Consider the following 15050-nt stretch of genomic DNA (forward strand, 5'->3'; position numbering starts at 1 on the left):
GTTCAGCGCCGCCGCAGCAGCGCGACGAAGAACAGGCTGCCGAACAGCGCGGTCACGATGCCGATCGGCAGATCCTCGGGCGCCGCGAGCGTGCGCGCGGCGACATCGGCCCACACGAGCAGGATCGCGCCGGCCAGCGCGGCGACCGGCAGCAGCCGGCCGTGCTCGGCCCCGACGACGCGACGGCACAGATGCGGTGTCACGAGCCCGACGAAGCCGATCGCGCCGCTCACCGCGACCATCGCGCCCGTCGCGAACGACGCGACGACGAACACTTCGCGCCGCATCCGCGCGCTCGGCACGCCGAGCGACGCGGCGGCGACATCGCCCGACATCAGCGCGTTCAGTTCGCGCCGACGCGCATGGAGCGCGCCGCCGGCGAGCACCGCGCACACGGCCGGCACCGGCAGCAAGTCCCAGCGCGCGAGCCCGACCCCGCCGAGCATCCAGAACAGCACCGACGACGCGGCCCGTTGATCGCCGAGGTACAGCAGCAGGTTGCCGAACGCGGCCATCATGAACGACACCGATACGCCCGCGAGCAGCAGCCGGTCCGATTCGAGCCGGCCGCCCCGGTAAGCGAGCGCGACCACGCAGGCGGTGGCCCCGAGCGCGCCCGCGAAAGCGGCGGCCGACAGCGTGAACGGGCCGAACGCCGCGCCGGCCACCACCGTGACCGCGATCGCGCCGAGCATCGCGCCCGCGCTCACGCCGAGCAGGTGCGGATCGGCCAGGCGGTTCGCGGTCGCCGCCTGCAACGCGACGCCGACCGCCGCCAGCGTCGCGCCGACGATCGCGGCCAGCAGCGCACGCGGCATCCGGATCAGCCAGACGATGCTGTCGTCGCCCGCGCCCGCCGCGAACGCGTCGGCGCCGCCGAACGCCGACGCGACGTGCGCGGCGACGATCCGCACCGCGGCCGGCATCGCGATCGGCGCGGGGCCGAACGCGGCCGACACGACGATCGACACGATCAGCAGTACGGCCAGCCCCGGCAGCACCACCCGCATGCCGGGCCGCGCCACCTGCCCGCGCACGCTCACCGTGCCGCTCCGGCAAATGCGGCCGGATACAGCGCGCGGGCGAGCGTCTCGACGGCTGCGACGTTCTCGGGGCCCGGCGTCGCGGCATCGTACGGAATCACGACGAAACGCCGGTCGCGAATCGCGGCCACGCGTGCGAGCGCCGGCTGGCTCGTCAGGAACTGCTGCTTCTGCGCGGCCGTGATCGCCGAATAGTCGACGATCACGATCACCTGCGGGTCGCGCGCGACCACGCTTTCCCAACTCACCTGCGTCCAGCTGCGCGGCACGTCGGCCATCACGTTGCGCGCGCCCGCCGCCGCGAGCAACGCGGTCGGCATCGCGAGCCCGCCCGCCGTCATCGGCTTGTCGGTGCCGCTGTCGTAGACGAACACGCGCAGCGGCGCCGGGCGACCGATCGTGCGCGACACCGCCGCGAGCCGCGCGCGCATCGCGGCGACGACTTGCGCGGCACGCGCCTCGACGCCGAAGATCCGGCCGAGATTGTTCAGGTCGCGGAACACGTCGTCGAACGATGCGGCCGACTGCTTCATCACGTGCGAACACGATTCGGTCAGTTCGTACGTGCGGATGCCGAACGGCGCGAGCGTCGCCGGCGTCACCGCCCCGCCGACATGCATTCCGTAGTTCCAGCCCGCGAGATAGAAATCGGTACGCGCGGCGGCCAGCACTTCCAGCGACGGATACTGGCTCGCCAGTTCGGGCACGCCGCGCAATGCGTCGCGCACGCGCGCGGTGCCCGTCTTCCAGCCGCCGATGCCCGTATAGCCGACGAGCCGGCCCTTCAGGCCGAGCACGAGCATCATCTCGGTGAGGTTCACGTCGTTGCTCACCGCGCGCGTCGGCGCGCGCTCGAACGTCACGTCGCGATCGCAACTGCGTACGGTGACGGGATAGGCCGCCGCGTGAACGGCCGCGCAGCCGAGCACGGCAGCGGCGACGAACCGGCGGGAGACGAAGGACGGAACAGGAAACGGCATGGCGGTCATTCCGGGTGAAGCGGCGTGATGCGCGGGCGGCCCGTGACGGGATGGCGATCGACGAGCGCGGCGACGCCGAACACGTCGCGCAGCAGCGCTGCGGTCAACACCTCGTCCGGCACGCCGGACGCGACGACGCGGCCGTGCGCGAGTACATGGAGCCGGTCGCAATACGCGGCCGCGAGATTGAGGTCGTGAATCGTCGCGAGCGTCGCGATGCCGAGGCGGCGCACGCGCGCGAGCAGTTCGAGCTGGTGACGCAGGTCGAGATGGTTGGTCGGCTCGTCGAGCAACAGCAGGTCGGGCTGCTGCGCGAGCGCGCGGGCCAGCAGCGCGCGCTGCTTCTCGCCGCCCGACAGCGACGCGAAGCGCTGTGCGCGGCGCTCGACGAGACCGACATCGTGCAGCGACGCTTCGACGATCCGCCGATCGTCGGCCGACTCCGCATCGAACGGCCGCTTGTGCGGCGTGCGGCCCATGCCGACCAGTTCGTCGACCGTCAGCCCGAAGTCGTCCGGCGTTTCCTGCTGCAGCACCGCGATGCGCTGCGCGAGCGCGCGCGGCCGCATGCGCCACACGTCCTGCGCGTCGAGCGCGACGCGGCCCGCGTCGGGCCGCGCGTAGCGGAACACGCAGCGCAGCAGGCTCGTCTTGCCGCTGCCGTTCGGGCCGACCAGCCCGACGAACTCGCCTTCGGCGACCGTCAGCGTCACCGAATCGAGTACGTCGACCGCGCCGCCGGGAGACCAGCGCACGCGTTCGATGTCGAGCATGTGAGTGACGGGGCGCATGTCGTGCCGCTTCAGAAGCGCATCGTCGCGACGAGCTCCGCCGAGCGCGACGGACCGAGCAGCCATTGCTCGCCGCCATTCGACGTCGTCACCGCGTACGTGCGGTTCGCGAGATTGCGCAGATACAGCGCGAGCTCGGTGCGCGACGTCGGCTGCCAGCGCAGCGACGCATCGAACACGGTGTACGACGGCACCTGCACGCGATTCGCGTCGTCGCCGTAGGTCGCACCGACGTAACGCACGCCCGCATTCGCGTGCCAGCGCTCGGCGAACGCCCAGCCGAGCCACAGGTTCGCGGTCTGCTGCGGCACGCCGGACGGCACGTTGCCGGCCCGCGACACCGTCGCGCCGCCGACGGTCTGGTTGAATGCGTCGTAGCGCGCATGCAGCAGCGCGACGTTCGCATCGATCGTCCAGCCGTGCGGCAGCCGCGCGCCGCCGGTCAGCTCGACGCCGCGCGACGACTGCCGGCCGACCTGCTGGCGCAGCGCCGGATTGAACGGATCGGTGCTGAGCAGATTGCGCTTCGTGATGTCGTACACCGCGACCGTCCAGTACGCGCGACCGTCGAGCAGCGTCTGCTTGAGCCCGGCTTCCCACTGCTCGCCGGTCGCGAGCCGGTAATGCATCTGCGAAGCGGACAGCGTCACGAGCGAGCCGACGCCCTCCGCACCCGTCGTGTACTGCGCATACGCGCTGAACGTCGGCGCGATGTCGAACACGAAACCGGTACGCCAGCCGACGTTCGCGAACCGCTTGTCGAAGCCCGCGCCGGTTGCCGCCTGTTCGCGGCTGAACGCGATGTGGTCGTAGCGCAGGCCGCTCACCCACGCGAGCCGCGGCAGCACTTCGAGCCGGTTCTCCGCGAATACCGCCGCCTGCCGCGCGCGCGTGCTGAACTGCGGCACGGTCGGGTCGGGACTCGTGAAGACGCCGGGATCGAAGCCGTGCGCCGGCACGGTCGTTTCGCCACCGTACGGTGAATTGTTGGTACCGCTGAACGTAATCTGGCTGAATTCCGTGCCGACGACGAAGCGGTTTGCGCGACCGAACAGCATCCCGTCGACGCGCGCGCTCAGCCGGTCGCCGATCTGCCGCTGATGGTGCCCGATGTCGAGATAGTCGCCACGCGTGACGCGCCCGGACGCCGGGTCGAGCACGTACGATTCGGCGTTGCGCCAATGGCGGTTGGACGTCAGATAGTAAAGCTGGTTGTCGATCGTCACGCCGACCGCCGGCCGGTAGCGGGCCGACAGGCGCGTCCACTGGTCGTAGTACGATATCGTCGCGTCGCCGACCGTGTAGTTCAGCTTGCGCAGCGACGGATCGAGCACGCCGTTCGGCGCCGGCACGCCATAGTACGTCGCGGGCATCTGCCTTCCGTAGTCGTAGTCGAGCGTCAGCGCAAGCTGCGGGCTCACGTCGAGCGTCAGCGCGCCGCCGACGGCCGTCGTATGCGTATCGGCCCGCTCGGCGAGACCGTTCGCGCGCGCATCGCTCGCGTAGAAGCGGTACGACAGCCGCGGGCCGAGCGCGCCCGTCGTATCGAACGCGAAGCGCTTCGCGCCGTCGGGGCCGACGCCCGCCTGCAGCGTCGTCTCGCGCGTGCGCTGCGGCCGCTTCGGCACCACGTTGACGACACCGCCGATCGCCCCTTCGCCGTACAGTACCGATGCCGGGCCGCGCAGCACCTCGATGCGCGCGACCGACCACGTGTCGAACGGAAACGTGATCGTGCCGGCCGCCGGCATCAACCGGACGCCGTCGAGCAGCATCATCACCGACTCCTGCCCGCTGAAGCCGCGCACGCTCGACGCGGTGCCGCCGGTGCCCGGCGCGATCGCGCTCGAAAAGCCGGCCGTGCGCGTGAGCGCGTCGAGCACCGTGCGATCGCCGCGTGCTGCGATCGTATCGGCCGTGACGGTTTCGACGCTTGCGGGCGTGTCGAGGCTGGCAAGCCCGAGCCGCGAGCCCGTTTCGAGCGGTTGCGTCAGCGGGTCGGACGGCGCGGACGACGCGGTGACGCTGATCGCCGGCAGCGCATGCCGGTCGTCCGGCGCCACTGCGGCGGCTTCGGCGGCCAACGCGCCGGTGGCGGCCATCGCGCAGCCCAGCAAGGTCGTGCAACTGCGTGCCGCGCGTGCGCGCGAGGCGCCCGTGTGCCGGCGCGTCGCGGCATGGCGCCGCTCCACGTGCGCCGCGGTGTGTCCGGTTCTCGTCACGTCGTATCGATCTTCGTAGCTGTCGTCGCACGCGGCCGCCCCGGACAACCCGGCCGGCCGGCGACGAAAACATCAGATGATACAATATATCAACTTGATCCGTCAGGATTTTGACAGCTTGGGTTCTCGCCCTGCGGTCGGTTGCGCATCGCGTACTCGTGCGGGTACTACACGACCGCGCTCGACGCCGGCCCCTATGTCGCGCAACGGCGGACCGATCGCGACCGTTTGCCCGCGAAAGCCGCGTGCTCCGCGCTTCACTTCGGCCTGCGTATCGTTCGCGAACTGCTGCAGAAACGGTTCTTCGTTACATGGACACGCCGTTCTACACGCTCGACTACGACTTCGTGCTGAATCGCGCGCAGGGTGCCGCATGATCCGGCACGGCGTGACGAAGAAAGTTGCCGGCGCAACCGATCACGAACGCACCGTAGCGCGTACCGCGGTGAAGACTGCCTTCGAAAGCCTGCGCGGCCACCGCCGCGCCGCTCAACCGCCGGTCTTGAACGCCGGCAACTGCTGCCCGAGCCGCGCGCCCATTTCCGCGCCGAGCGCCTGCAGCGCATTGAACGGCCGGATCATGACCTCGAACTCGACGATCCGGCCGTCGTCGTCGAAGCGAATCATGTCGATTCCCCTCAACGCCTTGTCGCCGACGGTCGCACCGAACTCCAGCACGACGCTCGTGCCGTCGTCGGTCGCGAACTGGCGGTGATACGTGAAGTTCTCGAGGATCGTGATCACCGTGCGCAACGCCATCAGCAGCGCAGGCGCCGGCCCGTACGGCTTGAACGCCATCGGCGAACGGAACACGGCGTCCGGATGGACGATCGATTCGAGCGCGCCGAAATCCTTGCGCTCGACCATGGCATGCCATGTTTCGAGCGATTTCGCGACGGCGGGATGAAGATGCAGCGGGGAGGATGTCATCGAAGTCTCCAGCATCGAGGTTGGACGGAACGTAAAACGAATCGGCATCAAAGGGTCGCGGCCAGCGTCGTACCCTGATGAATCGCACGCTTCGCATCGAGTTCGGCGGCCTCGCATGCGCCGCCGATCAGATGCACGCGGCATCCGGCGGCCTGCAGTTGCTCGGCCAGCTCGCGCGACGGCTCCTGCCCCGCGCAGATCACCACGTTGTCCACCGGCAGCGTCTGCTCGACGCCGTCGATCGTCACGTGCAAGCCGTCGTCGTCGATGCGCCGGTACGTGACCGCCGACGACATCCCGACGCCGCGCGCCTTCAGCGCCGTGCGGTGAATCCATCCGGTGGTCTTGCCGAGCCCGTCGCCGACCTTCGACGCCTTGCGTTGCAGCAGATGCACATGCCGCGCCGCCGGCTCGGGCCGCGCGCGGGCAAGCCCGCCGGCATTCGCATACGACCTGTCGACGCCCCATTCGCCGAAGAACCGGTCTGCGTCGGGCCGCTCGGCGCCGTCGCGATGGACGAGATACTCGGCGACGTCGAAGCCGATGCCGCCCGCGCCGACGATCGCGACGCGGCGGCCGACGGCCTTGTCGTCTCGCAGCACGTCGAGATAGCCGAGCGTCTTCGGATGCTCGACGCCGTCGATCGGCGGCGTGCGCGGCACGATGCCCGTCGCGATCACCACTTCGTCGAATTCGCCCTGCAACAGCATCTCGGCGGTCGCACGCGTATCGACGTGCAGCGCGATGCCGCGCAATTCGATCTGCCGGCGGAAATAGCGCAGCGTTTCGTCGAACTCCTCCTTGCCGGGCACCTTCTTCGCGAGGTTGAACTGGCCGCCGATCTCGGCGCCGGCTTCGTACAGCGTGACCGCGTGACCGCGTTCGGCCGCCGTGACCGCGAAGCCGAGGCCCGCCGGCCCGGCGCCGACCACCGCGATCCGCTTGGGCCGCGGCGCGGGTCGGATCACGAGCTCGGTTTCATGGCACGCACGCGGATTCACGAGGCACGACGTGATCCTGCCGCTGAACGTATGGTCGAGGCACGCCTGGTTGCAGCCGATGCACGTGTTGATTTCGTCCGCGCGCCCTTCCCGCGCCTTGCGGACGAATTCGGCATCGGCGAGGAACGGTCGCGCCATCGACACCATGTCGCAATAGCCGTCGGCGAGCAGTTGCTCGGCGACTTCCGGCGTATTGATCCGGTTGGTCGCGACGAGCGGAATGCCGACCTTGCCCATCAGTTGCCGCGTCACCCACGCGTAGGCGGCGCGCGGCACCTTGGCCGCGATGGTCGGGATGCGCGCCTCGTGCCAGCCGATGCCGGTATTGAGGATCGTCGCGCCGGCCGCCTCGATCGCCTGCGCGAGCCGGATCACCTCGTCGAGCGTCGAGCCGCCTTCGACGAGATCGAGCATCGACAGCCGGTAGATGACGATGAAGTTCGCGCCGACGCGCTCGCGTACGCGCCGCACGATCTCGACCGCGAAGCGGATGCGGTTGTCGTACGCGCCGCCCCACGCATCGTCGCGATGGTTCGTGCGTGCTGCGATGAATTCGTTGATCAGGTAGCCCTCGGATCCCATGATCTCGACGCCGTCGTAGCCCGCGTACTGCGCGAGCGCCGCGCAGCGCACGAAATCGGCGATCGTCTCGTCGACCTCGTCGCTGCTCAACGCATGCGGCGTGAACGGGTTGATCGGCGCCTTCAGCGCGCTCGGCGCCGCGAGCGCCGGGTGATACGCGTAGCGGCCGAAATGCAGGATCTGCAACGCGATCCTGCCGCCTTCCGCATGCACCGCGCGCGTCACGACGCGATGGCGTTCGGCTTGCGCTTCGGTCGTCAGCACCGCGCCGCCCGGCGCCGGACGGCCGCGCTCGTTCGGCGCGAAGCCGCCCGTGACGATCAGGCCGGCCTCGCCTCGCGCCCGCTCCGCATAGAACGCGGCCATCCGCTCGAAGCCGTTCGGCGCTTCCTCGAGACCGACATGCATCGACCCCATCAACACACGATTCCTGAGCGACGTGAAACCGAGCTCGAGCGGGGTCGTCAAATGCGGGTAACGGGATGTCATCGGGCGTCTCCATTTTTATGCAACAAGTTGCACGGATGGTAGCCCGTCGATTCCGTTTATGCAACATGTTGCATAAACGTGCGTTGCCGTTTGTGCTGCAGCCTCGATATGGCAAGATGCGGTTCATTGCGCAGCCTCCTTCGATCCGACATGTCCCTGCCTCACGCGCTTCTCACCGCCCTCGCCGAACGCCCCGGTTCGGGGTCCGAGCTCGCCGACCGTTTCGATCGCTCGATCGGCTATTTCTGGCAGGCGACGCACCAGCAGATCTATCGCGAACTCGGGCGCCTCGAGGAAATGGGCTGGATCGAATCGCTGCCTGCCGAGTCCGGCCGCGGCCGCAAGCGCGCGTACCGGATCCTGCCGGCCGGCAAGAAGGAATTGCGGCGCTGGATCGCCGAACCGGAAGATCCGACGCCGCTGCGCGAGGCGCTGATGGTGCGCCTGCGCGCGGAAGCCGTGCTCGGGCCGGCCGGCCTCGAGAATGAGATCCGGCGGCGCATCGCGCTTCATCAGGAAAAGCTGGACGTGTATCTGCAGATCGAGGCGCGTGATTTCTCGGCGGCCGGCGATCCGGCGGCGGGCGATTCGACCGCCGGCGCTTCACGCACGAAGCGCCTGCAGCATCTGGTGCTGCAGGCCGGCATCGCGAACGAGCGGTTCTGGGTCGAGTTTTCGCAGCATGCGCTCGACACGCTGCGCCTGCCGAAGGATTGAAGGCACCGGCGAAGGACGGGCGGCATTCGTTTCGGCACCGCGCGGCATCGTGCGCCCGACTGCCGGGTCACGACGCCTTCACCGCGGGTCGCACCGCGCCCGCTTTCGTGAAACACCCGCCGCACGGCCCGCGTTGAATCGCCGCGCGGCGAAACCGGATCACGCGTCCGGGAAAATCACCACCTTTCCCTTCACCTGCCGGTTCGCCATCCGCGCGATCGCGTCGGCCGCGCCGGCCAGCGACACGCGCTCGGTGATCGCGGGCCGCACCTTGCCGGCCGCGAACCATTCGGCGAGCAGCCGCATGTTCGCGGCATGCTGCGCCGGATCGCGCCGCACCGCATCACCCCAGAACACGCCGAGAATGTCGCGCTCCTTCAGCAGCGCGAGGTTCAGCGCGATCTTCGGGATCTCGCCGGCCGCGAAGCCGACCACGAGGAACCGGCCGCGCCACGCGGTCGCGCGCAGCGCCGCTTCGCTGCTCGCGCCGCCCACCGGATCGTAGACGACGTCGGCGCCGCGCCCGCCGGTCAGCTCGTCGACGCGGCGGCGCAGGTCCTCGGTCGCATAGTCGATCGTCTCGTCGGCGCCCGCTTCGCGGCACAGCGCGAGTTTGTCCGCGCTCGACGCGGCCGCGATCACGCGTGCGCCGAGCGCTTTCGCGATTTCGATCGCGGCGATCCCGACGCCGCCGGCCGCGCCCAGCACGAGCAGCGTCTCGCCCGCCTGCAGGCGCGCGCGCTGCTGCAATGCGTGCAGCGACGTGCCGTAGGCGAGCACGAGCGCCGCGCCCTGCTCGAACGTCATGCCCGGCGGCAGCGCAGCGAGCTGGGGCGCATCGGCCACGCACTGCTCCGCGAACCCGCCGTGTCCGCTAAACGCCATCACCGAATCGCCGGGTCGCCACGCGGTGACGCCCTCGCCGACCGCGTCGATCACGCCGGCAAACTCGGCGCCCGGCGAAAACGGCAGCGCCGGTTTCACCTGATACAGCCCCTGGACGATCAGCGCGTCGGGAAAATTGAGCGATGCCGCCTTCACCCGGATCCGGACCTGCCCGGCAGCCGGTTCGGGAATCGCGACGTCCTCGATGCGCAAGCGATCGATCGGGCCGAATGCGGTACACAACAGGGCTTTCATGCGCTTCTGTCTCCTTGCGCGGCGTGGCCGCGCATCGGTGCGGTGGGTGGGATACCCCCGCGCGGCCGGTTCACGACGCGCATGCGATGGCCATCGGCATCGGCAAGATCGTCGGTATTCCGGAATATCGTTGAAACCACGTTCAGAACCACGCGTCGCACATGTCGAGCGTCGTCGTGTCGACGCTCGACAGCAGGTCGAGCTGCGCATCCACCTTCGGCAGTTCCCAGCGGAAAAAGTAACGGGCCGCCGCACGCTTGCCGTCGTGGAAATCGCCGTCGTGCCCGTGCGCGGCGAGCGTCACGTCGAGCCACAGCCACGCGACGACGAGATGGCCGAACGCTTCGAGATAGACGCTCGCGTTCGCCAGCCGCGTCTGCGGATCGCCGATCGCGCTCAACTGGCGCGTCACGTCGCACAGCCTCGTCCAACGCCGGGCCAATGCATCGGCCTGCTCGCGCGTACCGGCAGCCAGCGCTCGCGCGCGCTCGACGGTCGCGCCGATCCGCACATCGAGCGCGCGCAGCGACGCGCCGTCGTCCTGACTCACCTTGCGGCCCAGCAGGTCGAGCGCCTGGATCCCGTGCGTGCCTTCGTGAATCGGATTCAGACGATTGTCGCGATAGAGCCGTTCGACCGCGTAGTCGCGCGTGTAGCCGTACCCGCCGTGCACCTGGATCGCGAGATCGTTCGCGGCAAGACACCACTGCGACGGCCAGCTCTTCGCGATCGGCGTCAGGATGTCGAGCAGGCGCGCGGCATCGGCGCGCACCGCCGCATCGTCGTGCGCGCGCGCTTCGTCGACCTGCCTCGCGCAATACAGGATCAGCGCGAGACCGCCTTCGACGTAAGCCTTTTGCGCGAGCAGCATGCGCCGCACGTCCGGATGGTCGACGATCGGCGTCTGCGGCGCGGCCGCATCCTTGCCGCGAGGCCCGAGCGGGCGCCCTTGCGGACGGTTGCGCGCGTAGTCGAGCGCGTGCAGATAACCGGTATAGCCGAGCGCCACCGCGCCCGCGCCGACCCCGATGCGCGCTTCGTTCATCATGTGGAACATGTACGCCAGACCTTGATTCGGCTGGCCGACCAGGTAGCCGATCGCGCCCGCACGCCCTTGCGGCCGATAACGCGTCCCTTCGCCGAAATTCAGCAGGCAATTGGTCGTGCCGCGATAGCCCATCTTGTGGTTCAGCCCCGCGAGCACGACGTCGTTGTGCTCGCCGTTCGCGTCGGCATCGGCGCCGGTCAGGAACTTCGGCACGATGAACAGCGAGATGCCGCGCGTGCCGGGCGGCAGCCGGCCGTGTTCGTCGGGAATCTTCGCGAGCACGAGGTGGACGATGTTCTCCGCCAGCTCGTGCTCGCCGCCGGAAATCCACATCTTGTTGCCGGTCAGCCGATAGCGTGCGCCGAGCGGCGAATCGCGTTCGAAATCGGCGCGCGTCGCGATGTCGGACAGCGACGAACCGGCTTGCGGTTCGGATAGACACATCGTGCCGAGGAAACGCCCTTCCAGTTCCGGGCGGGCGAATGCGTCGATCTGCGCGGCGCTGCCGTGCGCGACGAGCAGGTTCGCATTGGCGACGGTCAGAAACGGATACGCGGCCGTCGCGATGTTCGCGGCCTGGAAGAACAGGAACGACGCGGCTTCGACCAGTTTCGGCAAGCGCATGCCGCCGAGCGCTTCGTCGTGCCCCGCGGCGATCAGCCCGGCGTCCGCGAACGCGCGCACGGCCGGTTCGACCTCCGGGATCAGCGTCACGCGTTCGCCGTCGAACCGCGGCTCCTCGCGGTCGCCGCGCGCCGCGTGCGGTGCGAACAGGTCTTCGGCAATCCGCTCGCTGGTGTCGAGCACCGCATCGAAAGTCTCGCGACCGTGCTCCGCGTAGCGCGGCAGCGCGGCGAGCGCCTCGGCGTCGAGCCAGTCATACAGCAGGAACGCGAGATCGCGTCGCGACATCAACAGACTCATCGTGCTGCCTCCCGGGCTACCGGCCATGTCAGCCGAATGTAGGGTTGCGTGACTGCAAGTGCTGGCAGGAATTTAGCACGGTCGTTCGCAAACGACAACGTCGTGCGTCAGGGCCGGTTCACACGAATCATGGGTCGGGTGTTCAGGGCGTCGAGAGGGGGGCCGGGCCGCACGATGCGGCCCGGCGCGGGACGGTTACCGCGTCAACCCGCCTGCGGTTTCGCGAGCTGATCGGCAATCGGCAGGCTGCGGATGCGCGTGCCGGTCGCCGCGAAGATCGCGTTGGTCAGCGCCGGCGCAACGGGCGGCAGGCCCGGCTCGCCGACCCCGCCGAGCGGCGTCGCGAAATCGTCCGGCGCGACGAGATGCACGCGGATGTCGCGCGGCGCCTCGTTCATTCTCAGCACCTGGAAGCCGTTGAAGTTGCTCTGCTCCGGACGGCCGTCCTTGAACGTGATCTCGCCGTGCAGCGCGATGCCAAGCCCCATCACGACGGCGCCCTCGAGCTGCGAGCGTACCCGTTCAGGATTGACCTGCGGCCCGCAGTCGATCGCGATGTCGACGCGCGGCACCGAAATCCTGCCGTCCGCACCGACCTGCACCTCGCACACCGCGGCCGTATACGACACGAAGCTGCGATGCGCGGCGATCCCGAGCCCGTGCCCCTTCGGAAGCTTGCGCCCCCACCCGGCTTCGCGCGCGACCGTCTCGACCACGCGCCGCAGGCGCCCGGTATCGACCGGATACAGCGCGGGATCCTCGCCGTAGTTCACGTTCTTCACCGTGATGTGCGGCTCGAAACGCCGCGCAGGCCCGATCAGTTCGAGCAGGAAATCCTTCGGATCGCGACCGGCGGCATGCGCGAGCTCCGACACGAAACTCTGGATGCCGAACGCATGCGGGATGTTGTACACCGAGCGGAACCATCCGATCCGCGTGTGCGCTTCCGCGGCCGGATTCTCGATCCGCACGTTCGGAATCGCGAACGGCAGATCCGCGATGCCTTGCGCGAGCTCGCCCGGCTGCTCGTGCACGACACCGGCGCGAAACGTCGACTGGATCGACGGCGCGACCGTGCGATGCCGCCACGCGATCACCTTGCCCGACGCATCGATTCCGCCGTCGAACGCTTCGAGCGACACCGCGTGAAAGTAGTCGTGCGCGATGTCGTCCTCGCGCGTGAACGTCAGCTTCACGGGCGCGCCGGCCGCCTTCGACAGCAGCGCGGCTTCCACCACGTAATCGGGCTTCGACTTGCGGCCGAAGCCACCGCCGAGCAGCGTCACGTTGACCGTCACGCGCTCGGTCGGCAACGCGAGTGCCTTCGCGACCTCGTCGCGCGCGGTCTGCGGCGCCTGCGTGCAGGTCCACACTTCGCAGCGGCCGTCGGCCACCCGCGCGACGGCCGCGGGCGGCTCCATCGTCGCGTGCGCGAGATGCGGAACGTAGTACGTCGCACGCACGCGTTTCGCGGCGCCGGCAAGCGCGGCGGCCGCGTCGCCGTCGTCGCGGATCACGTCGCCCGGCTGCGCGGCGGCCGCTTCGAGCGTCTTGCGATACGCAGCCGAGTCGTAGTCCGCATGCTGCCCGCGCTTCCAGTCGATCTTCAACTGCGCGCGTGCCTGGATGGCCGTCCACGTATCGCGCGCAATGACGGCCACCCCGCCGAGCGGCTGAAAACCGGACGGCAGCGGCGCCGACGCCAGCTGCACGACCTTGACGACACCCGGCAGCTTCTCGGCGGCCGATGCGTCGAACGACCCGACCGTGTCGCCGTAGGCCGGCGGTCGCGCGACGACTGCATACAGCATGCCGTCGAGCCGCGTATCGATCCCGTACCGCGCACGGCCGCCGACGATGTCGCGTCCGTCGATCAACGCCGTCTTGCCCTTGCCGATATAGCGGAACTCGGCCGGCGCCTTCAACGCGAGCGTCTTCGTATCCGGCACCGGCAGCGCGGCCGCTTTCGCCGACAGCTCGCCGAAGCCGAGCTTGCGCCCGCTCCCGGTATCGACGACCTCGTGCACCGTCACCTTCACCCGACCCACGTCGACGCCCCACACGGCAGCCGCCGCCTGCGCGAGCATCGTGCGTGCGGCCGCGCCCGCGCGGCGCAGCGCGGCGAAGCTCTGGCGCAGGCTGTGCGATCCATCGGTGTTCTGGTTGCCGTAGCGCGGCTCGTCGCCGACCGCTTGCGCGACCTTCACGCGCGCCCAGTCCGCGCCCAGCTCGTCGGCCACCACGAGCGCGACGCTCGTGCGCACGCCCTGTCCCATCTCGGAGCGGATGCAGGTCACCGTGACGGTGCCGTCCGTTGCGATCGCAACGAACAGGTTCGGATCGTCGCGCAGTCCGTGCGGCATCCCCGCGCCGCCATACTGCGGATTCGCGCTGACGGGTGGCTGCACCGGGGCAGCCGCGTGGGCGAGCGACGGCACGCCGAACGCGAGCAACAGCCCGCCGGACGCGAAACCGAGCAGCAGCGCGCGACGGCTTTCGTTGCGAACGGAGAGTTCGGGCGCGCTCATGCGTCACCCCCTCGGCGCACGGCAAGCCTGATCGCCGCGCGAATGCGCGTATAGGTGCCGCAGCGGCAGATGTTGCCGGACATCGCGTCGTCGATGTCGGCGTCGGTCGGATGAGGATTCGTCTTCAGCAGCGACGCGGCCTGCATGATCTGCCCGGACTGGCAGTAGCCGCATTGCGCGACGTTCAACTCCTGCCACGCCTGCTGCAGCGGATGCGTGAGGTCCGTCGACAGCCCCTCGATCGTCGTCACGCGCTTGCCCGACGCCGCCGCGACCGGCGTGATGCACGACCGGATCGCCACGCCGTCGAGATGCACGGTGCACGCACCGCACAGCGCCATCCCGCAGCCGAACTTGGTGCCGGTGTGGCCGAGCACATCGCGCAGATACCAGAGCAACGGCATGTCGGGATTGCCGTCGAAGTGCTGCTCGCTACCGTTGACGGTCAGCGTGATCATCGTTCACCTCCTGGTTGCGACGCCCGCCGGGCAGGCATCGGGTGGGGATTCGAACGGCGCGGCTCACGTTCCGGACGATCAGGCAGGCGTGGCGCCGTTTCGTCGACCGTGTCGCGTGCAGGCACGGTCGGGCAGATGCCGCGAACGCCGCTGTCGGCCGGTTGCCTGCGCAACCTTTCAATCTCGCTCCGGTCAGC

Annotated in this window: 11 protein-coding genes; 1 reads left to right on the top strand and 10 read right to left on the bottom strand. The window is 69.4% G+C overall.

Annotated features, from left to right (window positions below):
* Positions 1 to 2: 2 nt before the first annotated feature.
* The 6 genes from WS95_RS12165 to WS95_RS12190 form a co-directional block, all read right to left on the bottom strand.
* The gene (locus WS95_RS12165; protein WP_155294465.1) at positions 3 to 1010 is read right to left on the bottom strand and encodes a FecCD family ABC transporter permease; all 1008 of its coding nucleotides are present in this window, start codon (positions 1008 to 1010) and stop codon (positions 3 to 5) included.
* Positions 1011 to 1039: 29 nt separating this feature from the next.
* Positions 1040 to 2032, bottom strand: coding sequence for an ABC transporter substrate-binding protein (locus tag WS95_RS12170; protein WP_059824038.1), 993 nt, complete (start codon positions 2030 to 2032; stop codon positions 1040 to 1042).
* The gene (locus tag WS95_RS12175; RefSeq protein WP_059824064.1) at positions 2029 to 2814 is read right to left on the bottom strand and encodes an ABC transporter ATP-binding protein; all 786 of its coding nucleotides are present in this window, start codon (positions 2812 to 2814) and stop codon (positions 2029 to 2031) included. The genes WS95_RS12170 and WS95_RS12175 overlap by 4 nt, the downstream gene beginning before the upstream one ends.
* 11 nt (positions 2815 to 2825) lie before the next feature.
* Positions 2826 to 4916 (bottom strand): TonB-dependent receptor, encoded by a 2091-nt coding sequence (locus WS95_RS12180; protein ID WP_059824066.1) that lies wholly within the window; start codon positions 4914 to 4916, stop codon positions 2826 to 2828.
* A 609-nt stretch (positions 4917 to 5525) separates the two neighbouring features.
* A complete protein-coding gene (locus tag WS95_RS12185) occupies positions 5526 to 5966 on the bottom strand; it encodes a nuclear transport factor 2 family protein (protein WP_034206997.1) in 441 nt (146 codons plus the stop codon).
* Positions 5967 to 6013: 47 nt separating this feature from the next.
* Positions 6014 to 8038: an oxidoreductase gene (locus tag WS95_RS12190; RefSeq protein WP_059824039.1), complete on the bottom strand. Its 2025-nt coding sequence runs from the start codon at positions 8036 to 8038 to the stop codon at positions 6014 to 6016.
* 150 nt (positions 8039 to 8188) lie between these two features.
* Here WS95_RS12190 and WS95_RS12195 point away from each other — a divergent pair, with 150 nt between their 5' ends.
* Positions 8189 to 8755 carry a PadR family transcriptional regulator gene (locus WS95_RS12195; RefSeq protein ID WP_179950192.1) on the top strand — a complete coding sequence of 189 codons (567 nt, stop codon included), beginning with the start codon at positions 8189 to 8191 and terminating at the stop codon, positions 8753 to 8755.
* A gap of 159 nt (positions 8756 to 8914) precedes the next feature.
* Here WS95_RS12195 and WS95_RS12200 read toward each other — a convergent pair whose 3' ends face one another.
* The 4 genes from WS95_RS12200 to WS95_RS12215 form a co-directional block, all read right to left on the bottom strand.
* The gene (locus WS95_RS12200; protein WP_059824042.1) at positions 8915 to 9895 is read right to left on the bottom strand and encodes an NADPH:quinone oxidoreductase family protein; all 981 of its coding nucleotides are present in this window, start codon (positions 9893 to 9895) and stop codon (positions 8915 to 8917) included.
* Between the two features lie 142 nt (positions 9896 to 10037).
* Complete coding sequence (locus WS95_RS12205) at positions 10038 to 11867, bottom strand: acyl-CoA dehydrogenase (RefSeq protein ID WP_059824044.1); 1830 nt, start codon at positions 11865 to 11867, stop codon at positions 10038 to 10040.
* A gap of 203 nt (positions 11868 to 12070) precedes the next feature.
* Positions 12071 to 14395 carry a xanthine dehydrogenase family protein molybdopterin-binding subunit gene (locus WS95_RS12210; RefSeq protein ID WP_059824046.1) on the bottom strand — a complete coding sequence of 775 codons (2325 nt, stop codon included), beginning with the start codon at positions 14393 to 14395 and terminating at the stop codon, positions 12071 to 12073.
* On the bottom strand, positions 14392 to 14853 hold the full coding sequence (locus WS95_RS12215; protein WP_034206991.1) for a (2Fe-2S)-binding protein: 462 nt from the start codon (positions 14851 to 14853) through the stop codon (positions 14392 to 14394). Before WS95_RS12215 ends, WS95_RS12210 begins: the two co-directional genes overlap by 4 nt.
* Between the last annotated feature and the right edge of the window lie 197 nt (positions 14854 to 15050).

This window comes from Burkholderia sp. MSMB1826 (genome assembly GCF_001526325.1).
Lineage (GTDB): Bacteria > Pseudomonadota > Gammaproteobacteria > Burkholderiales > Burkholderiaceae > Burkholderia.

What these genes read in the sequence shown, in the direction of transcription:
- WS95_RS12165 (WP_155294465.1), bottom strand. Translation starts at nt 1,010, where the DNA reads ATGCGGGTGGTGCTGCCGGGGCTGGCCGTACTGCTGATCGTGTCGATC.
- WS95_RS12200 (WP_059824042.1), bottom strand. Translation starts at nt 9,895, where the DNA reads ATGAAAGCCCTGTTGTGTACCGCATTCGGCCCGATCGATCGCTTGCGC.
- WS95_RS12210 (WP_059824046.1), bottom strand. Translation starts at nt 14,395, where the DNA reads ATGAGCGCGCCCGAACTCTCCGTTCGCAACGAAAGCCGTCGCGCGCTG.
- WS95_RS12195 (WP_179950192.1), top strand. Translation starts at nt 8,189, where the DNA reads ATGTCCCTGCCTCACGCGCTTCTCACCGCCCTCGCCGAACGCCCCGGT.
- WS95_RS12215 (WP_034206991.1), bottom strand. Translation starts at nt 14,853, where the DNA reads ATGATCACGCTGACCGTCAACGGTAGCGAGCAGCACTTCGACGGCAAT.
- WS95_RS12175 (WP_059824064.1), bottom strand. Translation starts at nt 2,814, where the DNA reads ATGCGCCCCGTCACTCACATGCTCGACATCGAACGCGTGCGCTGGTCT.
- WS95_RS12190 (WP_059824039.1), bottom strand. Translation starts at nt 8,038, where the DNA reads ATGACATCCCGTTACCCGCATTTGACGACCCCGCTCGAGCTCGGTTTC.
- WS95_RS12205 (WP_059824044.1), bottom strand. Translation starts at nt 11,867, where the DNA reads ATGAGTCTGTTGATGTCGCGACGCGATCTCGCGTTCCTGCTGTATGAC.
- WS95_RS12180 (WP_059824066.1), bottom strand. Translation starts at nt 4,916, where the DNA reads ATGGCCGCCACCGGCGCGTTGGCCGCCGAAGCCGCCGCAGTGGCGCCG.
- WS95_RS12185 (WP_034206997.1), bottom strand. Translation starts at nt 5,966, where the DNA reads ATGACATCCTCCCCGCTGCATCTTCATCCCGCCGTCGCGAAATCGCTC.
- WS95_RS12170 (WP_059824038.1), bottom strand. Translation starts at nt 2,032, where the DNA reads ATGACCGCCATGCCGTTTCCTGTTCCGTCCTTCGTCTCCCGCCGGTTC.